At 62.4% G+C, this 22492-nt stretch carries 20 protein-coding genes; 4 read left to right on the top strand and 16 right to left on the bottom strand.

Annotated elements, in window-relative coordinates; translation table 11 throughout:
• The 4 genes from AB1J88_RS24220 to AB1J88_RS24205 are packed head-to-tail and all read right to left on the bottom strand — an operon-like array spanning nucleotide 1 to nucleotide 7749.
• The gene (locus AB1J88_RS24220; protein ID WP_430292125.1) at nucleotides 1-4575 is read right to left on the bottom strand and encodes an alpha-2-macroglobulin family protein; all 4575 of its coding nucleotides are present in this window, start codon (nucleotides 4573-4575) and stop codon (nucleotides 1-3) included.
• Complete coding sequence (locus AB1J88_RS24215) at nucleotides 4572-5222, bottom strand: DUF1175 domain-containing protein (RefSeq protein ID WP_086793068.1); 651 nt, start codon at nucleotides 5220-5222, stop codon at nucleotides 4572-4574. The genes AB1J88_RS24220 and AB1J88_RS24215 overlap by 4 nt, the downstream gene beginning before the upstream one ends.
• A complete protein-coding gene (locus AB1J88_RS24210; protein ID WP_430292124.1) occupies nucleotides 5207-6919 on the bottom strand; it encodes a DUF2138 domain-containing protein in 1713 nt (570 codons plus the stop codon). Before AB1J88_RS24210 ends, AB1J88_RS24215 begins: the two co-directional genes overlap by 16 nt.
• Before the next feature lie 38 nt (nucleotides 6920-6957).
• The gene (locus AB1J88_RS24205) at nucleotides 6958-7749 is read right to left on the bottom strand and encodes a YfaP family protein (RefSeq protein WP_047296857.1); all 792 of its coding nucleotides are present in this window, start codon (nucleotides 7747-7749) and stop codon (nucleotides 6958-6960) included.
• 495 nt (nucleotides 7750-8244) lie between these two features.
• On the opposite strand from AB1J88_RS24205, the gene AB1J88_RS24200 reads away from it, so the two are divergent.
• The 4 genes from AB1J88_RS24200 to AB1J88_RS24185 all read left to right on the top strand — a co-directional run bounded on the left by AB1J88_RS24200 (nucleotide 8245) and on the right by AB1J88_RS24185 (nucleotide 13402).
• Nucleotides 8245-8487, top strand: a complete 243-nt coding sequence (locus AB1J88_RS24200) for an exodeoxyribonuclease VII small subunit (RefSeq protein ID WP_003228627.1) — start codon at nucleotides 8245-8247, stop codon at nucleotides 8485-8487.
• Complete coding sequence (gene ispA, locus AB1J88_RS24195) at nucleotides 8484-9371, top strand: (2E,6E)-farnesyl diphosphate synthase (RefSeq protein WP_430292123.1); 888 nt, start codon at nucleotides 8484-8486, stop codon at nucleotides 9369-9371. The genes AB1J88_RS24200 and ispA overlap by 4 nt, the downstream gene beginning before the upstream one ends.
• 91 nt (nucleotides 9372-9462) lie before the next feature.
• Entirely contained in the window at nucleotides 9463-11361 is a 1899-nt protein-coding gene (dxs, locus tag AB1J88_RS24190) for a 1-deoxy-D-xylulose-5-phosphate synthase (protein ID WP_430292122.1), read from the top strand.
• Between the two features lie 154 nt (nucleotides 11362-11515).
• Entirely contained in the window at nucleotides 11516-13402 is a 1887-nt protein-coding gene (locus AB1J88_RS24185) for a TonB-dependent receptor domain-containing protein (protein WP_430292120.1), read from the top strand.
• 39 nt (nucleotides 13403-13441) lie between these two features.
• Here the strand turns inward: AB1J88_RS24185 and AB1J88_RS24180 are convergent, their stop codons facing one another.
• The 12 genes from AB1J88_RS24180 to nrdR all read right to left on the bottom strand — a co-directional run bounded on the left by AB1J88_RS24180 (nucleotide 13442) and on the right by nrdR (nucleotide 22405).
• A complete protein-coding gene (locus AB1J88_RS24180; protein ID WP_430292119.1) occupies nucleotides 13442-14242 on the bottom strand; it encodes a cobalamin-binding protein in 801 nt (266 codons plus the stop codon).
• The gene (locus AB1J88_RS24175) at nucleotides 14242-14661 is read right to left on the bottom strand and encodes a hypothetical protein (protein ID WP_041074521.1); all 420 of its coding nucleotides are present in this window, start codon (nucleotides 14659-14661) and stop codon (nucleotides 14242-14244) included. The genes AB1J88_RS24180 and AB1J88_RS24175 overlap by 1 nt, the downstream gene beginning before the upstream one ends.
• A complete protein-coding gene (gene ribA / locus AB1J88_RS24170; RefSeq protein ID WP_041074519.1) occupies nucleotides 14658-15275 on the bottom strand; it encodes a GTP cyclohydrolase II in 618 nt (205 codons plus the stop codon). Before ribA ends, AB1J88_RS24175 begins: the two co-directional genes overlap by 4 nt.
• Nucleotides 15276-15528: 253 nt before the next feature.
• A complete protein-coding gene (locus AB1J88_RS24165; RefSeq protein WP_430292118.1) occupies nucleotides 15529-16266 on the bottom strand; it encodes an ABC transporter substrate-binding protein in 738 nt (245 codons plus the stop codon).
• A 34-nt stretch (nucleotides 16267-16300) separates the two neighbouring features.
• Complete coding sequence (locus AB1J88_RS24160) at nucleotides 16301-16804, bottom strand: phosphatidylglycerophosphatase A family protein (RefSeq protein ID WP_007910933.1); 504 nt, start codon at nucleotides 16802-16804, stop codon at nucleotides 16301-16303.
• Nucleotides 16801-17766: a thiamine-phosphate kinase gene (gene thiL, locus AB1J88_RS24155; RefSeq protein ID WP_430292117.1), complete on the bottom strand. Its 966-nt coding sequence runs from the start codon at nucleotides 17764-17766 to the stop codon at nucleotides 16801-16803. Before thiL ends, AB1J88_RS24160 begins: the two co-directional genes overlap by 4 nt.
• Nucleotides 17767-17783: 17 nt before the next feature.
• Entirely contained in the window at nucleotides 17784-18284 is a 501-nt protein-coding gene (nusB, locus tag AB1J88_RS24150; RefSeq protein WP_041074513.1) for a transcription antitermination factor NusB, read from the bottom strand.
• Nucleotides 18281-18757 carry a 6,7-dimethyl-8-ribityllumazine synthase gene (gene ribH / locus AB1J88_RS24145; protein ID WP_003228649.1) on the bottom strand — a complete coding sequence of 159 codons (477 nt, stop codon included), beginning with the start codon at nucleotides 18755-18757 and terminating at the stop codon, nucleotides 18281-18283. Before ribH ends, nusB begins: the two co-directional genes overlap by 4 nt.
• Nucleotides 18758-18992: 235 nt before the next feature.
• Nucleotides 18993-20084, bottom strand: a complete 1092-nt coding sequence (gene ribBA, locus AB1J88_RS24140; protein ID WP_007966103.1) for a bifunctional 3,4-dihydroxy-2-butanone-4-phosphate synthase/GTP cyclohydrolase II — start codon at nucleotides 20082-20084, stop codon at nucleotides 18993-18995.
• Nucleotides 20085-20100: 16 nt separating this feature from the next.
• Complete coding sequence (locus tag AB1J88_RS24135; RefSeq protein WP_007955571.1) at nucleotides 20101-20763, bottom strand: riboflavin synthase; 663 nt, start codon at nucleotides 20761-20763, stop codon at nucleotides 20101-20103.
• Nucleotides 20764-20810: 47 nt separating this feature from the next.
• Nucleotides 20811-21944 carry a bifunctional diaminohydroxyphosphoribosylaminopyrimidine deaminase/5-amino-6-(5-phosphoribosylamino)uracil reductase RibD gene (ribD, locus tag AB1J88_RS24130; protein WP_430292116.1) on the bottom strand — a complete coding sequence of 378 codons (1134 nt, stop codon included), beginning with the start codon at nucleotides 21942-21944 and terminating at the stop codon, nucleotides 20811-20813.
• Nucleotides 21941-22405, bottom strand: coding sequence for a transcriptional regulator NrdR (nrdR, locus tag AB1J88_RS24125; RefSeq protein ID WP_003228656.1), 465 nt, complete (start codon nucleotides 22403-22405; stop codon nucleotides 21941-21943). Before nrdR ends, ribD begins: the two co-directional genes overlap by 4 nt.
• Nucleotides 22406-22492 lie beyond the last annotated feature (87 nt).

Here is a 22492-nt window from a genome sequence, read left to right as displayed (position 1 = left end):
TCAGTTGACCGTGACCTGACCGAGGGCGGCTTTCGCTTCCTGGGCCTGATGCTGCGGCGCGTAGACCTGAGTGAAACGCACCGGCGGCAGGTTGAACTGGCCCTTCTGTGAGAAGCGCACCAGATGGCGCAAACGCAATTCGCCGCTCAGCGCATCCACAGGCACCGCGTAGGCCAGTTGCCCCGGTTCGAAGCGTGCTTTCTCCAGCGCGGTCGGTTCGGTACCGTCCTTGCCCTGCAACTTGATGCCCCAGGTAGTGCGCTCGACATCGGCACCCGGTGGCAGCGGCACTTCAAGCATGCCGTAGCGCAGCGGTTTCGGCGCCTTGCTGGTGAGGATCAGTTCGTCCAGGTACAGGCTGTCGCTGGACAGCGGTTTAGCGCCGACCGGCTCCAGTTTGAAGGTGAACGCTTCGTCGCCCGGCACCAGTCGCGACAGACGCCGGGTGATGGTCACGGCCATTGGATCGACGGCCGGTTGCTGGGTCTGGAAGCTCAACGCCGCGCGCAGCGGACGCTCCTGAGTGCCGGACACCGACAACACGCTCGGCACCGGCGTCGCACCCTGCCAGGTCCAGTACATCTCGCCGGTGGCGCCGTAGTTTTTCTTCCAGCCTTCACCCGGCAGCAGCGCGATGGTCGGCGAGGCCTGCGCGATGCTGCGTTGCAACCAGCTCAGCGCCAGGGCGCGTTCGAGGGTCGATTGCTGCGGCAACAGACGTTGCAGCAACGCCGTCGCGCGGGCCTGATCGAACGCTTGCAGCGACAAATTCAGCGCTTCGGCAAACGGCTGCGAACTGACCGCCAGACGCTGTTGCGCCGCACCGACCTGTCGATTGAACGCCTCCGGCAACGCGACTTTCGACTGGGTCGCCAGCGCCGCAGTCAATACCCGCGCCGCCGCCAGCCCTAGCGCCGAATCCGGATCGCTCATCACCAGGCTGTCTTCACCGTCGTCCATCAGAGTTTCGGCGTTGCCCTCACCGGCCTTGGCCAGATCGTCCATCAAACCGCTGAGCAAGGTGTTCACCGGCAGGTGCATCTGCTTGGCGAACGACAGGATCAGCGCCCGCTGCAGCAATGGCGTGTTCGGCGCTTGCTTGGCGTAGACCTCCAGCACCCGCTGCCAATGCTCCGGTGGCAAGGTCAGTTCCAGCACCTGACTGGCGTTCCAGTCGGCGTAGTAGGCGTAAGCGGTGAGGAACGCGTCCGGCTCGCCGTCGAAGCCCCACCAGGTGAAGCTCGCCGACGGCCCGGCCATTTGCACCAGACGCAGACGGCTGTTCTGCATGATCAGGCGCAGGCGATCGCGGATCTGCGGGTTCGACGCCAGCGACGGATAAGCGATGCTCAGCGGCAGCAAGCGGCTGGCGGTCTGCTCGACGCCACCGTACGGGTAGCTCAGCAGATCATCGAGCGCGGAACGGAACAGCGCTTGCGGACTGTCATCCAGACGCAGGCGAATATCGGTGGCATCTGCTGGCAAACTCAACGGTGTGTCGCCGCTGGCCACGTCGAGGCTCTGGGTTTGCGTGACTTGCCAGCCGTCACCCGTCGCACTCAGGCGCACGGCGAGGGCGTCAGCGATTTTGCCGTCCTGCACCAGCTCGGCGGTCCACTCACCCGAGGCCAGGGCGAACGCTGGCAGCGGCACGTAGTTGATGCCGTTGTTCAGGGTCACCGGCAGGCGTTGTTCGGCGCCAGCGTAGTGCGTGACCAATTCTGCCTTGACCGGTTTTTCGGCCTGGCTGAAGGCGAACATACCGAGTTGCGGCTGATCGCCTTTGCGGAATTTGCTCGGCCCGCTCCACTTCAGGTACAGCGGTTTTTCCGAACGGACAAACTGCTTCTTCTGCCCGACCTGGCCGTCATCGGCGATGGCCCGCGCGGTGATGCGCCAGCGGGTCAACGAGTCCGGCATCTTGAAGGTGAAACGGGCTTTGCCGTCGGCACCGGTCAACAACTCTGGCTGCCATGCGGCGGTGTCGACGTCTTCACGACGCGGACGCTCCAGCACTTTCACCCCGCGCTCACTGCGGTTGGCCTTGCCCGGTGCGCCGGGGCTGCCCGGCAGCGCGACGTCGTAACTGATGAACGACAGGCTGGCGCTGGTGCGCACGTTGTTGCGCCGTGGGTGATAGAAGAACTGGTCGATGGTCGGCGCGACTTCCGGTTGCAGCGCGTAGACCATTTCATCGACCACGCTGACGGTCAGGTGCGCCGGTACCGCTTTGCCGGCGAACTGCGTGGTCAGGTCGACGGTGACGGTGTCGCCCGGCTGATACACCGCTTTGTCGGTGCTGATCGCCACGTCGATTTGCGGTGCGACCACCTTGATCCCGGCGTTCTGGAAGCTGTACTGCCCGCCCTTGGTGTACAGCACCGAGAAGGTCAGGTTCGGCGCGAAATTGTCCTTTACCGGAATCCGCGCGCGGTATTGGGTGTCGCTGAGTTTTTCCAGCTTCAGCCAGTCGCCGCCCTTGGCCAGCAGCGCGGTGGCTTCGACTTTGTCGCGTTCCAGCGACAGCAGGGCGTCGCTGACCGGCTCCGGGAAGGTGATCAGCGCCAGTGCTTCATCGCCAGCCTTGTACTCAGGCTTGTCGAGGACGATTTCCACAGTGCCCGGCACCGCTTTGACGCCCTCCCCCGTAACCGAATGGCCGGTGGCGCCGAGGACACGACCGTGCTGATCTTTCAGCGTCAGGTTGTAAGTGCCCGGACGTTCGAAGGCAATGCTGAAGCCCTTGTCGGTGGCCGCCAGTTTGCCTTCACCGGTGCTCTGGTCTTCCAGGCGCACCCAGTTGTAGCTGCTCGGGGTGACCGCTTTGCTCTGCTCGCTGCCGCCATCGTTGACGTAGCGGAACGCAACTTTGTCGTTGACCGCGCTGAAGCGTTGCGGCGCGCTCAGGCGGAAGCTCGCGGCGCCACGGTCGATGAGGATTTCCTTGGTGGTCTTGACCCGATACGCCGCGCCATCACTGGCAAACACGGTGAGCATGTAGCGGCTCGGTTTGTCGGCGGCCGGCAGGTCGAGGGTCGCGTTGCCCTTGCTGTCGGTGGTCAGTTCGGTGCTGGTCAGTTCCACCGGGAATTGCCCGAGGTATTGCAGCTCGTTGTCGACCATCGACAGTTGTTGGGCGCGCAGGCTCAGGCTCAATTTGGCGTTGGCCACCGGTTTGCCGTCCGGGTAGAGCAACACCAGACTGCCCTTCACTGGCTCACCAGTGCGGTAATCCTGCTTGGCCAGATTCAGCGAGATCTCGAAGTGCGGTTTGATGTATTCGGCCACGCGGAAGGCGCTGCTGTAGGCCTGATCCTTGTAATTGAAGCGGATCTCGTAGCCACCGGCCACGGCGTTGTCCGGCAACTGGAACCGGCCTTGTGTACCGGCCTTGGAATCGAGTTTCAGGTCGAGGTGCTGCAGCTCGGTGCCGGTGGCATCAAGCACACTGACCGTGACGTCAGCCGCACCCGGCAATACCGAATCCCGCGCATTCTTGAACTCGCGACCGACGATTTTCAGCGACACCCAATCTCCCGGGCGATACAGCGGCCGGTCGGTGAACGCGTAGAGTTTGGTGTCGTAGATTTCGCTGTCGTAGTAGAAGTTTTCCGAGACGAACACCCCGCCCTCTTCATCCTCGCCAATGACGAACGAGCGCTCGGGGCTGACGTGTTTCAGGCGCAGCAAACCATCGGCATCGGTGGCACCGCTGCTCATCACGCCGAGGCCGTCAGTCCACAGCACATTGACCTTCGGCACCGAACTGCCTTCGTGTTTGCGCGCGGCCCAGACCAGCAATTCATCGCTGGCAATCTTGCTCACCGCCACGGTGTTGGAAACGAAGACCATGGTGGTCGCGCGGTACTTGCCGATCAGCGCTTCGACCAGGTACAGGCCCGGTTTCAGGTTGCCTAGCGGGATGTACACGTTACCCGGAGCAACGCTGACGAACTCGCTGGACGACCCGGCCAGATTGACACCGGCCGGCGGCTGGATCGGTTTGGCCTGCCACAGCGGATAACGGAACTGGCTGACCACCGGCAGACCCGGAATCAGCGCGAATTGCGGCTGCGCGTCGTACGGGGTCGGCGCGGCGATGGCGTTGCCCATCTTCAATTCCGGCACTTCTTCGGTGACCTGCTTGCGCGACTCATAGGAGAACGCACGCTGCATCACCCGCCGCGACTTGCGGTACCAGTTGTCCCACAGGTACGCGAGGGTGTTGGACAGGCCTTCGCCCTTGAACTGACCGTCGCTGACCACGCGGTGCAGGTTCTTCTGGCGCTTGAGGAAATCCAGCGGCTTGTCGATGCGGTACACGCGAATGTCGGCGCCGCCATACGGCTCCATGCGGAAACGCCGGTAGTCGCGGCCCGGTGCTTCGAGACGCACCATCGCCTGCTCGTCGGCGGCGAAACTGCTGTCGGCCAGCAGGAAGAAGCTTTCACCGGCGACCGGCGTGTAGCCGCTCGGCTCCACCGAATCTTCAGCGTTGACGGTCGCCAATGGCAGCAACAGCGCCAGCAGCAGAGGAATTCGAGCGCAGAGTCGCAGCATGCGGGCACCGGTCATTGGGAGAGAAAGTTCAGTCGATAGACGCCGATGAAGTTGGGGTTGGCTGCGTCGGGTATCCATCGGGTGTCCTTCCATGTCATGAGTTGCTGCAGGCTTGCCGAACGCATGCCGTTGTCAGTGGGGGTGGTCGTGCCGGTGTGATAGGCGATGTAGCGACCCATCCAGATCATCAGGTGCTGATCGTCGCCCTGATCGAAAAACATCAGGTCGCCGGGGCGTGCCTGGGACACGTCGCGGCTGACCAGATGGCTGTTGAACTGAATCAGTTTGATCGCGTTGACGTACGGTCCGACCTTGCCGCCGCCCTGCTGCCATTGACGGGCGAGCTTGCGCTGCTCATCGCTGAGCGACAGTTCCGGCGGCAGGTAGCGATTGGACAGGCCGTTGCTGCGCAGCCATTTGTCGTCGTGGACTTTCAGCGCTTCGTTGGCGGCGAAACGCACAAGGCCTGCGCAGTCCTGCTGATACCAGCGCGGGCTCGGGCCCTGGCTCAGTTGCTCCTGAGCGATGCGCACGAACCAGGCGCGGAATACCTGGGACTGCGCCGGATCCAGCGCAGGCGTTTCGATGGCTCGAGCACTCGCGCTGAGCAATAGCGCGAGCAGGCCGAGGCTGCGGATCAATGCCGTCACAGCGCTTTCCATTCCAGCGGCAGCCATTGCCAGTGGCCGTCAGGCTCGCTGCCTTCCGGCAAGGTCAGGGCGTATTTGCCGTAGCCGCCGAGGGTGCGCAGTTTCGGAATCAGGTAGGTTTGCGCAGCGTTGTAGAACACCGGCTCCATGTCCTGCGGCAGGCTGTCGAGGGTTTCCTGCTGCATCAGTTGCGCCATCGAATCCGGACCGAAGTAGATCGGCATCAACACATCTTTCGGCAGCACGTCAGCCATCGGCGGGAAGCGCTTGTCGAGGGTGCCGAGGGCCTTGTCGACCAGTTTGTCGTCGAGGGAGAACAGCAGCGTCGAACCGTGGCGGGCGAGGCTGACTTTCATGAAAGCGCGGCCGCTGATCGCGTCCGGGTTCTCGGCAGTCTTGGCGGCGTACGGACCGAAGTTGGAGCTGACCTGACGCTGCCAGACATGACTCTGACCTTCCTGTTTCTCGACCACCGGGAACACGTGTTCATCGACATTCGTCTCGTAGGCACCGACCATCGAACCGAACAACGTGCCCAGGTCGCCATCGAGCTTGCTGCTGTCCTCATCCTTCAGACTGGCGACCAGCAACGGCGTGTACAACCGCGAATCGGCGTACCAGCACAGGCCCGCCGCCCCGGCCACGTGCTCGGTGAGTTTCTGCGCCACGGCTTCGTCGGCGCCGAGTTTCACCAGCAGCGGTTTCTGCGGTTCGGCCGCCACCGGCAAGGTCACGCAGGCACTGGCGCCCAGCGGCATGGCTTGCCACACCGGTTTGAAATCGAAGTCCGGCTGGTTATCCAGCTCATCCATGGCGAGGTAGCTGTGCCAGCCTTTGTCGTCCATGTCGAAACGCAGCCCGGCAAAGTTCGGGATGAAGCGCTGATAGCCCATGGCAAGGACGCTGGAATTGACCGACAGACGCTGTTTGATCTCCGGTGCCTTGCCTGGCAGACCGAAGGCTTCGGGGAACAGTTTGTCGCCATTGAGCAAGGCCGCCAGCGCTTGTGGCGAGACGTGCCCGGACTCTTCCGATTCACCGTTGGCCGGGTCGTAATATTTGTTCGGGTTGGACAGCACCACCAGTTTGTCACCGCGCGACGCGAACAGCAGCGATTTGCTGGCGTTGTAGCTGAGCTGGTACAGCGGCACTTCGTCACCGCCGACCTTGAGGCTGCCGAAGACGCTGAGCTGCGAATCGTCCAGCGCGACTTTCGCCAACGGTTCAAGCAGCTTCGCCAACCCGCCGCGATCCATCACCAGCAGAAAATCCTTGAGCCGGCCATCCGCACCACGCCACAACGCGACGTCGGCCGGTTGATCGAAAAGCTGCTCGATCAGGCTGTCCTGCAGCTTCAGGTCGTGTTCGTAGATGATCCGCCGCAGGCTGCCGATCAGGCCGAGCCGGTCGGCGTGGGTTTCGTAATAGAAGACGAAATCCTCGGTGAGCGTGGCCTTGAGGAACGGCACCGTCAGCAGGTCCTTGGGCAACTGGCTCAGGGAGCGGGTTTCCAGCAGCGCATCCGGACGGCTCAGACCGAGCTTGTCGCTGGCCAATGCCGCCGCCGGCACCTTGGGCTTGTGCAGCAGCCAGCCGAGACCACCGGCCACCCCGGCCACCAGGACGAGGCCGATCAGCAGCGCCGGCCAGCGCCGGGAAGGTTGGCCGGCAGGAGCCGGGACGGCCGGAGAAGCAGCGTTATCACTCATGTTCACAAAACCCGAAGTTCATCCGTGGAGCGGGATGCTTAATAGTTGAAAGTCTTGACCAGCAGCAGATCACCGATCGCCCGCAGGGGCACGATGAATGTTTCGCGTTTTTCGTCGACCGTGTTTTCGTTGAGCACCAGCGTGATTTGCGAGGTGATCACCTCGTTCTGATTGCTGGCCTCCTCGAAGTTATAGCCGCCGTCGCCGAAGTTGCCCCAATAGTTGACGTAAACCAGATAGGTGCCATGCAGCGGCGCGGTCATGGTGAACATTTCCGGGCCGGGGCCATCGACGCCATCCGGATCCAGACCGCCGCCGTTGGTCAACGCCGTGTGGGCGAAAAACGCATGCTGGCCGTCCGGGGTAATGATGTGCAGATCGAGCTCGGCCTTGGGATCATCCCAGCCGAGCACCACACGAATCTTCGCCGGGGTGCGCAGGTTGTTCGCTTCATAGAACTGCACACGCTTGAGCGACTGGCCCTCGGCGCTGCGCACTTCGACACTGTTGGAGCCAGCGCCAAACGCATAAGGCCGGGCGAAACGCCCGTCATCGTCGGTGTACAGATTCAATGGATTGCCGTTGACCGCCAGCGTGTGCGGCCCGCGCTGATGACCGATGGCCTTGAGCTGGCCCTGGATCATCGTGCGATTGCGCTGGATGCCACGATCGATCGGCGGGGTGGGATAGGCGACTTGCGGGTTTTCACTGCGATCAAGCAGGCCGTGATAACGCCAGCCACCGGACGGCTCTGACAGCTCGGCAGTCGGCGCCGCCAGCAGCGCAGGCGCGCAAGCCCAACCGATCAGCAGCCAAAGAAATGAACGCATGTAATGCCTCCTGCCATGCCTGAACGAAACCTTGCACCCGATCCTCGGTACTTCACAGCGGTGGAAACTGCGTTTCGTCTGAAAGACCCCGTGACTAGCGGGTCGTAGAAGGCGCGAAGATTAGCGATTCGGCAGTTTTTTAACAATCGGATACATCTGGATTTGCGGTGGGAATCACGCAGGTTTGTTGGGCGTGAGCCGAATAGCGGCGTTATTCGGCTCACAAAATGAGCCGAATAAGCTCCAACCTTCCTGAAATCACCACAAATCCTGTGGCGAGGGAGCTTGCTCCCGCTGGACTGCGCAGCAGGCCCAAACCAGTCAATGCAATTCGCCTGAATAACTGCAGTGGCGGGTTTTGGGGTCGCTGCGCAACCCATCGGGAGCGAGCTCCCTCGCCACAGTAAAATGGGAACGTCCGGGGCACCTCATTTGCCCATAAACCCCCTATCTGCTAGTGTCGCGCCGGTTTAACGTCAACCGGAAATCGCCGCCATGGCCCGCAAAAAAGCTGCACTGGATTTCGAACAGTCCCTCGCCGACCTGCAAACACTGGTCGAGCGTCTGGAGAACGGTGAATTGTCGCTGGAAGACTCGCTGACCGCTTTCGAGCAGGGCATCGGTCTGACCCGTGACTGCCAGGCAGCGCTGGCCCAGGCCGAGCAGAAGGTGCAAGTGCTGCTGGAGCGCGATGGCGAACTCGCCGAGGAACCCTTCGACGCGGAACAGCCAGAATGATTGCGGCGTATTCGGCGACCAGCCAGGCGCGGGTCAATGCAGCACTGGAAATCCTCTTCAAGGCACCGCTGCCGGAGCTGTCGCGCCTGTATGAGGCAATGCACTACAGCGTGATGATCGGCGGTAAACGCGTGCGCCCGCTGCTGGCCTACGCCGCGTGTGAAGCGCTGGGCGGCAAGGCTGAACAAGCCAACGGCGCGGCCTGCGCAGTTGAGCTGATCCACGCTTATTCGCTGGTGCACGACGATTTGCCGGCGATGGACGACGACGATCTGCGTCGCGGCCAGCCCACCACCCACAAGAAATTCGACGAAGCCTGCGCGATTCTCGCCGGTGACGGCTTGCAGAGCCTGGCCTTCAGCGCCCTGCTCGACCCGCGTTTGAGCAACCTCGACGCTGACATCCGTCTGCAACAGGTCACGGCGCTGGCGCACGCGGCCGGCCCGGCAGGCATGGTCGGCGGTCAGGCCATCGACCTCGGTTCGGTCGGTCTGAAGCTCGATCAACAAGCGCTGGAACAGATGCACCGACACAAGACCGGCGCGCTGATCGAAGTCAGCGTCAAGCTTGGCGCCCTGGCCAGCGGCCGTGCCGAGCAGGATGAGCTCAAGGCCCTGCAGACTTATGCACAGGCCATCGGTCTGGCCTTTCAGGTGCAGGACGACATTCTCGACGTCGAAAGCGATACCGAAACCCTCGGCAAACGCCAGGGCGCCGACATCGCTCGCGACAAACCGACCTACCCGGCCCTGCTGGGACTGGACGTGGCCAAGGCCTATGCCCTTGAGCTGCGCGATCAAGCCCTGCACGCGCTGCGACCGTTTGACGCGGCCGCCGAGCCTTTGCGCGACCTGGCCCGGTATATCGTCGAGCGGCGCAACTGAACGCCAACCTGCCAAAAAAGACCTACGCGTGGGCAGGGGGCGATGCATCAGGTAAACTGCCGCATCTTTTATACCTATAACGATTCGCCTGATGCCCACGACGTTTCATGAGATTCCCCGCAAGCGCCCGACCACGCCCCTGCTCGACCGCGCGAACACGCCGGACGGCCTGCGCCGGTTAGGCGAAGCCGAGCTGGAAACCCTGGCCGATGAGTTGCGCCTGGAATTGCTCTACACGGTCGGCCAGACCGGTGGGCATTTCGGTGCCGGCCTGGGCGTCATCGAGCTGACCATCGCGTTGCATTACGTCTTCGACACCCCGGATGACCGGCTGGTATGGGACGTCGGTCATCAGGCGTATCCGCACAAGATCCTCACCGGTCGTCGCCAGCGCATGGAAACCTTGCGCCAGAAGGACGGCATCGCCGCCTTCCCGCGTCGCGCCGAGAGCGAGTACGACACCTTTGGCGTCGGCCACTCCAGCACCTCGATCAGCGCAGCGCTGGGCATGGCGATTGCCGCCCGCCTGCAAAACAGCGATCGCAAGGCGATTGCGGTGATCGGTGACGGTGCGCTGACCGCCGGCATGGCTTTCGAGGCGCTGAACCATGCGCCGGAAGTCAACGCCAACATGCTGGTGATCCTCAACGACAACGACATGTCGATCTCGCGCAACGTCGGTGGCCTGTCCAATTATCTGGCAAAGATTCTTTCCAGCCGTACTTACGCGAGCATGCGTGAAGGCAGCAAGAAAGTCCTGTCGCGCCTGCCCGGCGCCTGGGAAATCGCCCGTCGCACCGAAGAATACGCCAAAGGCATGCTGGTTCCCGGCACCCTGTTCGAAGAGCTGGGCTGGAACTACATCGGCCCGATCGACGGCCACGACCTGCCAACCCTGATCGCCACCCTGCGCAACATGCGCGATCTGAAAGGCCCGCAGTTCCTGCACATCGTCACCAAGAAAGGCAAAGGCTTCGCTCCGGCGGAAGTCGACCCGATCGGTTACCACGCGATCACCAAGCTCGAACCGCTCGACGCCCCGGCCGCTGCGCCGAAAAAGGCCGGCGGGCCGAAGTATTCGGCGGTGTTCGGCGAATGGCTGTGCGACATGGCCGCGGCTGACCCGCGTCTGGTCGGGATCACCCCGGCGATGAAGGAAGGCTCGGACCTGGTGGCGTTCAGCGAACGTTTCCCGCTGCGCTACTTCGACGTGGCGATTGCCGAACAGCACGCCGTGACGTTCGCCGCCGGCATGGCCTGCGAAGGTGCCAAACCGGTGGTGGCGATCTACTCGACGTTCCTGCAACGCGGTTACGACCAGTTGGTGCACGACGTCGCGGTGCAGAACCTCGACGTGCTGTTCGCCATCGACCGCGCCGGTCTGGTGGGCGAAGACGGCCCGACCCACGCCGGCAGCTTCGACCTGTCTTACCTGCGCTGCATTCCGGGCATGGTCATCATGACCCCGAGCGATGAAAACGAACTGCGCAAGATGCTCACCACCGGCCACCTGTACAACGGCCCGGCGGCAGTGCGTTATCCGCGCGGCACCGGCCCGAATGCGACCATCGACAAGGATCTCGAGCCGATCGAAATCGGCAAGGGCATCGTCCGTCGTCAGGGCAGCAAAGTCGCTCTGCTGGTGTTCGGCGTACAACTGACCGAAGCGCTGAAAGTCGCCGAGAAGCTGGATGCGACCGTGGTCGACATGCGCTTCGTCAAGCCGCTGGATGAAGCGCTGGTACGCGAGATCGCCGGTAGCCACGAGTTGCTGGTGACGATCGAAGAGAACGCGATCATGGGCGGCGCCGGTGGTGCGGTCAGCGAATTCCTGGCGCGCGAGAACATCCTCAGGTCGATGCTGCACCTGGGCTTGCCGGACATCTACGTCGAACACGCCAAACCGGCGCAAATGCTGGCCGAGTGCGGGTTGGATGAAGCGGGCATCGAAGCGGCGGTGCGTGAGCGCCTGACTCTGCTCAACAAGTAATCACCATCCCTGTGGGAGCGGGCTTGCCCGCGATGAGGTCGACACAGTCAACATTGATGTTGGATGTACCGACGCCATCGCGGGCAAGCCCGCTCCCACAGTGTTTTGTGTCGCTAGAAATTTTGTGCAAACCAGAAACACCAACGGAACACCGATGAAACTCGCGCGCCTCGCCCTGCCCCTCTTCCTGCTTCCCACCGCCAATACCCTCGCCGATACCTTCGAACGCGACGAAGCGCTGAAGCTGCCCGACACGCTGATCAGCGCCAACCGCCAGGTCGAAGCGCGCAACGACAGCAGCGCCGCCAACACCGTGTTCACCCGCGAAGACATCGACCGCCTGCAACCGGGCAGCGTCACCGACCTGCTGCAACGGGTGCCGGGCGTGCAGGTGGCACAGGCCGGCGGGCGCGGTAGTCTGCCGGGGATCTACATTCGCGGCACGCAATCGGCGCAGAGTCTGGTGCTGGTCGACGGCCAGCGCATCGGCAGTTCGACCTCCGGCGACAGCAATCTGCAGCACCTGAACATCGACCAGATCGAGCGCGTGGAAGTGTTGCGCGGTTCGCGTTCAGTGATTTACGGCAGCGATGCGATTGGCGGGGTGATTCAGATTTTCACCCGGCGCGGCAACGAGCAGGGCCTGCAGCCGCGCTTGCACGTCGGCTTCGGCAGCAACCAGACCTGGGAACGCAGCCTCGGCCTGTCCGGTGGCGACGAGAAGACCCGCTTCAACCTGGGCGCCAGCCTCGATGACACCGCGGGCCTCGACCGGACTCACGAGTCCTATCCCAGCGACGGCGATCATGATGCCTACCGCAACAAATCCGTCAGCCTGAGTCTCAGCCATGCACTGACCGATGACATCGAAGTCGGCGCCAACCTGCTGGATAACCGTGGCAAGAGCGAGTTCGACAATCCGTTTGGCCGCTTTGACACGAGCACCTTCGAGTCGGTGCAGCAACAGCCCTACAGCGACTTCAACGTCAGCAGTGTCAGCAGCTACGTCGACGCGCGGGTCAACGAAATCTGGAAAACCCGCGTCGAATTCGGTCACACCGAGAATCGCGAGAAAACCTTCGACAAACTCAGCGACGAGCGCACGGTTTTCAATACCTATCGCGACTCGGTGAACTGGCAGAACGACCTGACCCTGGATGCGCGCAACAGCCTGATCCTCGGCGGCGACTGGTACGAGGACCGGGTCAACAGCAGCACCGCATTCAACGAAGACAGCCGCTGGAACCGCGCCGCGTTCATCCAGCATCGTTATCAGGCCGACAGCTTCTCCACAGAACTGGGTCTGCGTCATGACGACAATCAGCAGTTCGGCAGCCAGAACACCTGGAGCGGCACTTTTACCCTGCCGCTGAACCCGGACAACGACCTGCTGCTGAGCTACAGCGAAGGCTTTCGCGCGCCGACCTTCAACGACCTGTACTACCCGGATTTCAGCAACCCGGACCTGAAGCCGGAAACCTCGAAAAGCTATGAGCTGCAATGGCGCAGCCAGTTGAGCGATAGCAGCCGCCTGGAAGCGTCGATCTACCGCACGGATCTGCAAGACGCGATTATCTTCGGCAGCAACTCACGCCCGGAGAACGTGGCCTCGGCGCGGATCAATGGCTTTGAAGCGGCGTTGAAACAGGAACTGTTCGGCTGGCAAAACAATCTCGGTGTGGCGATTATCGACCCGCGTGATCGTGATACCGGGCACACTCTGGCGCGTCGTGCGCGGCGTACATTGAGCTGGGATTTGGATCGGCAGTTTGACCAGATCGGCGTCGGAGCGAGTTGGCAGGCTGTCAGCAGCAGTTATGACGACCTGAAAAATGAAAACCCGCTGGGTGGCTACGCCTTGTTCGGCTTGCGCAGCAGTTGGGCGCTGAACCGCGAGATCAAGCTGGATCTGAAGGTCGATAACGTTTTCGACAAAGGCTACAGCCGGGCGAATTACAGCTATGACGGCAGCCAGTATGGCTATCGCGAGGAAGGTCGAGTCTGGATGTTTGGGGTCACCTGGACTCCAGGACTTAACTGAACTCCCTGTAGGAGCTGCCGAAGGCTGCTCCTACAGGGGTCAGCGGTGGGGCTGGATGAGTTGGCAGAGTTTGGCGGTCGCTTCGATCATCTGGCCGCTTGGGCGCTCAAGGCCTTTATCGGTAATCAACAGTAGTTTCCCCTGCTTCACTGCTGCTACCTGCGGCCAGGCTTTCCACGCATCAAGCTGCGCCTGATCGCCAGCCAGAATCACCTGCGGATCGCGCTGTAACACCGCCTCGATACTCACCTGTGGCGCCGGCAAACTCAGGTCGGCAAACACGTTTCGAGCGCCACACACCTCAAGCGCATCGCTGATGATCTGCCCGCCACCGACGGTGTACAGCGGCTTGTCCCAGACTTGATAGAACACGTTCAGCGGCGTGTCCCGGCGGTAGCGCTGGCGCAGGTCATCGAGTTTCTGGCGCAGTTGCGCCGCCAGTTTCACTCCGCGCTCAGGCCGGCCTAGTTGCGCGGCAATAGCTTCGATCTGTGCAGAAAGTTGTTCGAGACTGTGCGGTTCGGCGACGTAAGTCGGGATATTCAGGCGTTTGAGCTGATCGCGTTGTGCCGGGCCGACACTGCCGGGCCACAGCAGCAGCAAATCGGGCTTCAAACTGAGCAGACGCTCCATGTCCAGCTGACCGTAGCGCCCCACTGACGGGACATCCTTGAGTTCCTCCGGACGCTCGCCAGCATCGAGTACGCCCACCAGCAGGTCCGCCGAATCCAGCTCAACGACGATTTCCGACAGCGAAGGCGCGAGGCTGACCACCCGCAGACTCGCCAGCACCGGGCCGGCGCAGGCCAGCAGCAGAACCGCCAGCCACAGACGACGCATCAGCCGAGTTGACGCGGGATACGGTAGAGGTAGAACAGCACGGCCGTGGACAGCGCCAGCAACATCAGCGGTACGGCTTCAAGGCCGACGAACACCGCCAGCGCACCGATCCATGCCGGCAACGATGCCGCGAGCAAGGCAATACGGCGCTGGGTGGCCAAAGCAATCCAGGCCGTCGGTTCATCAGGGGTGTCGAGGGCTTTCTGCGTGGCGATCAGCGCGTGTTTGTAGCGCCCGAAGAACTTCAGGCTGACAAACATCGACGCAACGCCGGCGATGAACAATGGCATGGTCAGCACCGGCACAATGCCCTCGCCCTGACCGAACAGCAGGTTCAGGACAAACAGCGGCAGCAGCGCCAACGCCAGATACTTCCACCAGTCGACCGCCAGGCGGCGTCGCACCTGACCGCGGGTCACGCGCGGTCTACCTCGCCCTGATGCTCGTTGCCCATCATGTGGTCGAGCTTGCTGGCCTTGGTTGCCAGGTACAGTTTGTTGTGCGGGTTGTGACCGGTGTGCAGCGGCACACGCTCGGCAACGACGATGCCCATGTCGGTCAGGGCTTTGACCTTGCGCGGGTTGTTGGTCATCAGACGCAGCGACTTCACGCCCAGATGCTCGAGCATCGGCAGGCACATGGCGTAGTCACGCTGATCGGCGGCAAAGCCCAGACGCTCGTTGGCTTCAACGGTGTCGGCGCCGCCGTCCTGCAACTCGTAGGCGCGGATCTTGTTCAGCAGACCGATGCCGCGACCTTCCTGACGCAGGTACAGCAGCACGCCACGGCCTTCACGGGCGATGGCCTTGAGCGCCGCTTCGAGTTGCGAGCCGCAGTCGCAGCGCTGGCTGAACAGCGCGTCACCGGTCAGGCACTCGGAGTGCAACCGGCCGAGCACCGGGGCACCGTCGTCAATTTCACCGAGGCTCAGCACGACGTGCTCGCGGCCGGTGGCTTCATCGAGAAAACCGTGCATGGTGAATTGTGCAAAAGGCGTTGGCAGCTTGGAAGCGGCGACAAAAACGACAGGCACCGGTGTGCTCCTGATCTAAAAGTCTGAAGATTCGCAGGCCGGCATTGTAACAGCAGGTTCCTGCAGACGCTTAGGCTGAATTATCGGGCATAACGATCAAAAAGTTTGATAACACCCGACCAGCGCAGATCCCTGTGGGAGCGGGCTTGCTCGCGAAGGCGTCGTGTCAGTCGATCACTAGGCCGGCTGAACCACCGCGTTCGCGAGCAAGCTCGCTCCCACAGGGGACGGTGCTGAACGCAAGATCAGTGCGTCAGTTTGAATCAAACGGATAAGGCTGCTTCCACCGCTCGAAAACCGGCTTCAGCTCCCCGCTCTTGACCAATTGCTCCATGCGCCTGTCGAACAGCGCCATCAGTGTGCGCGCTTGCGGCGTGTCGGCGAAGAACAGGTACAGCGGCAATTCGGCGATATGCGTCTTGCGAAACTGCGTCGGTTCCCTAGCCCGGCCAAGCACGTAATCGATTTCGGTCAAAGCATCGATGTAATAGTCGGCGCGGTTGTGGGTGAGCATCGAGAGGATCCCGGTACGTCGCACGACCTCGTTGAAGTTGCGCACGCCGGGTAGATAATTCTGATAGTCGTAACCACGAACCCAGGCCAGCCGATATTGACCGAGGGTTTCCGGGGTCGGTGCTGGATTACTCGCCAGGCCCAGGGCGTAGATGTGGTCGGTGTCGAAATTCCAGCGCGGATAGAGCAGATCGCTGAATTCTTCATGGTAAGAACCGACACAAGCATCGACCTCGCCACGCTGGGCCAGCCCAACTGAACGAGTGTACGGTTCACTGCGAATGTCGAGTTTCACCCCGGCCGGCTCGAACACCTTGCGCAGCACGTCCCAGCCCAGGCCATGGCCGTCGGCGGCGGTGTAATCTTCCCAGTCTTCGCTGGCCAGATGGATGACCGCAGGCGTCGGCGCAGCTTCCTGCGCACTGGCAACAGTGCCCAGCAAGGTCAAAAACACAAGCGCCAGCCAGCGTCGAGCCATCCCTCGTTTCCTCACTTAACCCTGACGATCCGGATCAGGCGAAAATCCACACCAGCCCCTGCATCGCCAGCCAGGCAAACACGCCGGCCAGCACGTCGTCGAGCATGATGCCGACGCCGCCGTGGACATGCCGGTCGATCCAGCGAATCGGCCATGGCTTGAGAATGTCGAAGAAGCGGAACACCAGGAACCCCGCGAGCAACCAGTACCAGCCTTCCGGCACCAGCCACAGGGTGATCCACATCCCGACCATTTCATCCCAGACGATGCCTTCGTGGTCGTGCACCCGCAGATCGTCGGCCACCTTGCCGCACAGCCAGAAGCCGAACAGCATGGTGATCCCGAGCATCAGCCAGTAACCCCAGTCGGGCAGCATCTGCCACAACGGGATAAAGGGTAGCGCAACTAACGAACCCCACGTGCCCGGCGCTTTCGGCAAGGTGCCGGAGCCAAAGCCGAACGCGAGAAAATGCCAGGGATTGCGCCAGACCGACGGCGGAACGAATTCGGCCGGAACCTGTTTCGGGTGATCTGTCACGGTGTCTCCTGAAAATGTTGATAACCGCGGATTTGCGGGGTGATGTCGTGTCCTTCGCGATCCAGCAGCACCACACCCTGGCCCTGCGCCACACGCCCGATCACATGGATCGGCCAACCATCGGCCAGCAGCGCCGGCAACTCGACGGACGGTAGCGTGAAGGCCAGCACATAGTCGTCGCCGCCGCTCAACGCTGCCCGTTCGGCACCGCGCTGACCGAGAAACGCCACTAAAGCATCGGACAACGGTACGCGCTCGCGTTCAACTTCGAGTCGAACCCCCGAGGCCAGAGCGATATGCCCGCAATCGGCGAGCAGGCCGTCAGAGATGTCGAGGGCCGATGTGGCCTTGCCACGCAAGGCCTGACCGAGCGCCAGTTGCGGTTGCGGCGACCAGTAATGATCGAGCAACGGCTGGGCGATATCTGCTTCGGCCTCACGCTGGCCAAGCACCAGCGGCAACGCCCCGGCGGCATTGCCCAGCTCGCCGCCGACGCAGAGCAGATCGCCCGGTTGTGCGCCGCTGCGGGTCAAGGCCTGTCCGGCCGGAACGCGACCGAATACGGTCACCGTCAAGCTCAACGGCCCGCGCGTGGTGTCACCGCCGACCAGCGCGATGCCGCAGCTCTGCGCCATGCGGTTCAAACCGCGGGCGTAGGCTCGCAGCCAATCGGCAGTCACCGTCGGCACAGTCAGGGCAAGGGTAAAGGCAACGGGCGTAGCGCCCATGGCGGCCAGGTCGCTGACCGCAACGGCCAGCGAGCGCTGACCGAGCAGAAACGGATCGCAGGGATCGGCGAAATGCACGCCGGCCACCAGCGTATCGGTGGAAATCGCCAGCTGTTCCCCGGGGGGAACCGCCAGCAAGGCGCAGTCGTCGCCGATCCCCAGAGCAACGCCATCGCCGCCCTGCGCACAAGGCGCGGCGGCGAAGAAATTGCGGATCAGCTCAAACTCGCCCATGAGGTCTCAAGCGCGTATCAGCGCTTGAATGCCTTCACTTCAGCTTCACGCAGGCGCGGAGCCAGCTTGTCGAGTACGCCGTTGACGAACTTGTGGCCATCGGTCGAACCGAAGACTTTCGCCAGCTCGATACCTTCGTTGATCACCACGCGGTACGGCACATCGACACGCTTGAGCAGTTCCCAGGTGGACAGGCGCAGAACCGCCAGTTCAACCGGGTCCAGCTCTTCGATTTCGATGTCCAGGCATGGCTTGAGCGCGGTGTCGATTTCGCTCTTGAACTGCGGAACCCCGTGCAGGATCTCGCGGAAGTAGGCGCCATCGACATCGGTGAAATCGTTATCAACGCGAAACTGCGCTTCGATCTCGTTCAGCGATTGCCGGGCCATGTGCCACTGATACAGGGCCTGAGTCGCGAGCTGACGGGCTTCGCGGCGCTTGGCGCTCTTCGATGGCTTGCCGGCATCCGCAGGTTTCGGATCGCGCGGGTTGAAACGATCGCTATCGTCGCTAATCACTTGGCCTCCAACTGCGCCAGCAGGCTGACCATTTCCAGAGCGGACAGGGCAGCTTCAGCACCTTTGTTGCCGGCCTTGGTGCCGGAACGTTCGATGGCTTGCTCGATGGAGTCAACGGTCAGGACGCCGAACGCGACCGGTACGCCGAATTCCATGGACACCTGGGCCAGACCCTTGGTGCACTCGCCTGCCACGTATTCGAAGTGCGGAGTGCCGCCACGAATGACCGCGCCGAGGGCGATGATGGCTGCGAACTCGCCTTTCTGGGCGACTTTCTGCGCAACCAGCGGGATTTCGAAGGCGCCAGGTGCGCGGATGATGGTGATGTCGCTTTCGCTCACGCCGTGGCGAACCAGGGCATCAACTGCACCGCTGACCAGGCTTTCAACCACGAAGCTGTTGAAACGGCCCACTACCAGAGCGTAGCGGCCTTTAGGGGCGATGAAGGTACCTTCGATGGTCTTCAGGGTCATTCGTCAGATCTCTTAAAGAGCCGGGACGCGTCTCGTACGCATCCCTCAGTGATATTAGCCACAAATTCATGACCGGAAACACCGCATTGCTGTTCGACTACACCCTGTGGCGAGGGGATTCATCCCCGATGGACTGCGCAGCAGTCCCAACCAAATAGGGCCGCTACGCAGCCCGTCGGGGATGAATCCCCTCACCACAAGGATCTACATCAACAATGCCGAATTCACCGGGTCATTATTCGGAGGGCACGTATTCTACAACTTCCAGATCGAAACCGGATATCGCATTAAATTTCATTGGCGCCGACATCAGGCGCATTTTGCGCACACCGAGGTCACGCAGGATCTGCGAACCGGCACCGACGATGCTGTAGGTGGTCGGTTTTTTCACCGCCGCCTGATCAGCAGTTTCGCGGATGTGCGCCAGCAACACGTCGCCATCAAGCGGGTGCCCGAGCAACAGCACCACACCGCTGCCGGCCTCGGCCACCGCAGCCATCGCGGCGCGCAGGCTCCAACGGCCCGGTTGCTTGACCATCAGCAGGTCGCGCAGCGGGTCCATGTTGTGCACGCGCACCAGGGTCGGCTCTTCGGCGCAAACGGTGCCCAGCGTGAGGGCCATGTGCACGTCGCCTTCCACCGAATCACGATAGGTCACCAGGTTGAATTGGCCCAGTTCGCTGTCCAGCGGCTGCTCGGCAATCCGCTGAACGGTACGTTCGTGGATCATCCGGTAATGAATCAGGTCGGCGATGGTGCCGATCTTGATGTTGTGTTCGGCGGCAAACGCTTCCAGCTCGGCGCGACGGGACATGGTGCCGTCATCGTTCATCACTTCGCAGATCACGCCGCTCGGCTCGAAACCGGCCATGCGCGCCAGGTCGCAGGCGGCTTCGGTGTGACCGGCACGGGCCAGCGTACCGCCGGCCTGGGCCATCAGCGGGAAGATGTGGCCCGGGCTGACGATGTCTTCAGCCTTGGCGTCTTTTGCCGCCGCCGCTTGCACGGTGCGCGCACGGTCGGCGGCGGAGATACCGGTGGTGACGCCTTCGGCGGCTTCGATCGACACGGTGAACTTGGTGCCGAAACCGGAACCGTTGCGCGGCGCCATCAGCGGCAGCTTCAACAGCTCGCAGCGCTCGCGGCTCATTGGCATGCAGATCAGGCCACGGGCGTGCTTGGCCATGAAGTTGATGTGCTCGGCCTTGCAGCATTCGGCGGCCATGATCAGGTCGCCTTCGTTCTCGCGGTCTTCGTCATCCATGAGGATGACCATCTTGCCTTGGCGGATGTCTTCAACCAGTTCTTCGATGCTATTGAGCGCCACAAGGCACCCCCTTCAGTCAGGATTTGAGGTAGCCGTTGGCGGCCAGAAAGCTTTCAGTGATACCACCGGACGTCGGCTCTGCAGCCTTGTCGCCCAACAGCAAACGCTCCAGATAACGCGCCAGCAAATCGACTTCCAGGTTCACCCGGCGGCCTGGCTTGTAGGAGGCCATGATGGTTTCGCTCAGGGTGTGCGGAATGATCGTCAGCAGGAATTCGGCGCCATCCACCGCGTTCACGGTGAGGCTGGTGCCGTCGACGGTGATCGAGCCTTTATGGGCGATGTACTTGGCCAGTTCTTTCGGCGCGCGAATGCGAAATTCCACCGCACGAGCGTTGTCGCTGCGCGACACCACTTCGCCGACACCGTCGACGTGACCGCTGACCAGATGCCCGCCGAGACGGGTGGTCGGGGTCAGGGCTTTTTCCAGATTGACCGGGCTGCCGCTTTTCAGGTCGTTCATCGCGGTGCAATCGAGGGTTTCGCGGCTGACGTCAGCAGCAAAACCGTTGCCCGGCAATTCAACCGCCGTCAGGCACACGCCGTTGACGGCGATGCTGTCGCCGAGTTTGACGTCGCTCAGGTCGAGCTTGCCGGTTTCGACATGCACCCGCACATCACCGCCCTTGGGGGTCAGTGCACGGATACTGCCGATGGATTCGATGATGCCGGTAAACATGGGGTTCTCCTTGAGAACGAAGCCAGCGCTAAGGCGATGGCCGGGAATTATACGCTCGCCGAAACGACTGGCGTCGCAGTGACTCGCCAGTCATCGCCAACCGCGCGGATTTCAGTGATTTTCAACTCCGGAGCGTCCTTCATATAGGCCAGCGGCCAGTCCAGCAGCGGACGCGCTGTGGAACCGAGAAACTTGCCGGCGATGAAGATCACGAACTCGTCGACCAGACCGCGCTGGGCAAACGCGCCGGCCAGACGCGGGCCGGCCTCGACCAGCACTTCGTTGACGCCACGGTTGGCCAGTTCGATCAGCAACTGATGCAGATCGACCTGACCGTCATCGCCCGGCACGATCAGACACTCCGGGCCATTGGCGTATTGCTCTTCGACCGCCATGCAGGTGGCGACCAGCGCCGGGCCGGCCTTGAAGAACGGCGCATCCAGCGGCACCCGCAGGCGCCCGTCGATCAGCACCCGCAGCGGCGGACGGCTCATGGCCAGTGCGGTTTGCTCCGCATCCAGACCCAGTTCGTCGGCGCGCACGGTCAGGCGCGCACCGTCGGCCAGCACGGTGTCGGCCCCGGTCAGCACCACTGCAGCCTGCGCGCGCAGACGCTGCACGGCGGAACGCGCCGCTGGGCCGGTGATCCATTGGCTTTCGCCGCTTTCCATCGCCGTACGACCGTCGAGACTCATGGCCAACTTGACCCGCACGAACGGCAAGCCGTGTTCCATGCGTTTCAGAAAACCTTGATTGAGTTGACGTGCTTCGGCTTCCAGCACGCCGCTTTCGGTGGCGATGCCGGCATCGGCCAGGCGCTGCAAGCCACGTCCGGCGACCTGCGGATTCGGATCGCGCATCGCGGCGACCACCCGGGCAACTCCGGCATTTACCAGCGCATCGGCGCACGGCGGCGTGCGGCCATGGTGGCTGCACGGCTCAAGGGTCACGTAAGCCGTGGCGCCTCGGGCCAGCTCACCGGCTGCGCGCAAGGCGTGGACTTCAGCGTGGGGTTCGCCGGCACGCTCGTGAAAGCCTTCGCCGACAATCTGCCCGTCCTTGACGATCACGCAGCCAACCCGAGGATTGGGATGGGTGGTGTAGTGGCCCTTGCGCGCCAGTTCCAGTGCGCGTGCCATGAAACGGGCGTCGAGGATCGCCTGCTCGGCGGCGCTGGTCATTCTTTCACCGGTTCGCGGGCGAGGCGGTCGATCTCTTCGCGGAACTCGTTGAGGTCCTGAAAGCGTCGGTATACCGAAGCGAAACGGATATAGGCGACTTCATCAAGCTTTTGCAGCTCGGCCATCACCAGTTCGCCGACCACGAGGGATTTGACCTCGCGCTCGCCGGTGGCGCGCAGCTTGTGCTTGATGTGGACCAGGGAGGATTCGAGACGCTCGACGCTCACCGGACGTTTCTCCAGGGCGCGTTGCATGCCGGCGCGGAGTTTTTCTTCGTCGAACGGTTGGCGGCTGCCGTCGGTTTTGATCAGGCGCGGCAACACCAGTTCGGCCGTCTCGAATGTCGTGAAACGTTCGCCGCAGGCCAGGCATTCACGCCGGCGGCGCACCTGTTCGCCCTCGGCGACCAGACGCGAGTCGATGACCTTGGTGTCGTTGGCACCGCAGAAGGGACAGTGCATGGTGGCTGGCAACAAAAAAAGGGAGGGCCATGGTAGCGCATCCCGGTGGCAAGACAAGCCATAGGGTTTGCGGTATACAGACTGCCA

This window comes from Pseudomonas sp. S8 (genome assembly GCF_050473925.1).
GTDB classification, from domain to species: Bacteria; Pseudomonadota; Gammaproteobacteria; order Pseudomonadales; family Pseudomonadaceae; genus Aquipseudomonas; species Aquipseudomonas parakoreensis.
Note: the sequence above shows the minus strand (reverse complement) of the source record. Positions and strands in the feature narration are given on the sequence as shown.

Coding starts and splice junctions, on each gene's coding strand:
- AB1J88_RS24200 (WP_003228627.1), top strand. CDS start 8,245: ATGGCCCGCAAAAAAGCTGCACTGGATTTCGAACAGTCCCTCGCCGAC.
- AB1J88_RS24220 (WP_430292125.1), bottom strand. CDS start 4,575: ATGACCGGTGCCCGCATGCTGCGACTCTGCGCTCGAATTCCTCTGCTG.
- AB1J88_RS24210 (WP_430292124.1), bottom strand. CDS start 6,919: ATGAGTGATAACGCTGCTTCTCCGGCCGTCCCGGCTCCTGCCGGCCAA.
- thiL (WP_430292117.1), bottom strand. CDS start 17,766: ATGGGCGAGTTTGAGCTGATCCGCAATTTCTTCGCCGCCGCGCCTTGT.
- AB1J88_RS24185 (WP_430292120.1), top strand. CDS start 11,516: ATGAAACTCGCGCGCCTCGCCCTGCCCCTCTTCCTGCTTCCCACCGCC.
- dxs (WP_430292122.1), top strand. CDS start 9,463: ATGCCCACGACGTTTCATGAGATTCCCCGCAAGCGCCCGACCACGCCC.
- AB1J88_RS24165 (WP_430292118.1), bottom strand. CDS start 16,266: ATGGCTCGACGCTGGCTGGCGCTTGTGTTTTTGACCTTGCTGGGCACT.
- ribH (WP_003228649.1), bottom strand. CDS start 18,757: ATGACCCTGAAGACCATCGAAGGTACCTTCATCGCCCCTAAAGGCCGC.
- AB1J88_RS24215 (WP_086793068.1), bottom strand. CDS start 5,222: ATGGAAAGCGCTGTGACGGCATTGATCCGCAGCCTCGGCCTGCTCGCG.
- ispA (WP_430292123.1), top strand. CDS start 8,484: ATGATTGCGGCGTATTCGGCGACCAGCCAGGCGCGGGTCAATGCAGCA.
- AB1J88_RS24180 (WP_430292119.1), bottom strand. CDS start 14,242: ATGCGTCGTCTGTGGCTGGCGGTTCTGCTGCTGGCCTGCGCCGGCCCG.
- AB1J88_RS24135 (WP_007955571.1), bottom strand. CDS start 20,763: ATGTTTACCGGCATCATCGAATCCATCGGCAGTATCCGTGCACTGACC.
- AB1J88_RS24205 (WP_047296857.1), bottom strand. CDS start 7,749: ATGCGTTCATTTCTTTGGCTGCTGATCGGTTGGGCTTGCGCGCCTGCG.
- ribD (WP_430292116.1), bottom strand. CDS start 21,944: ATGACCAGCGCCGCCGAGCAGGCGATCCTCGACGCCCGTTTCATGGCA.
- nrdR (WP_003228656.1), bottom strand. CDS start 22,405: ATGCACTGTCCCTTCTGCGGTGCCAACGACACCAAGGTCATCGACTCG.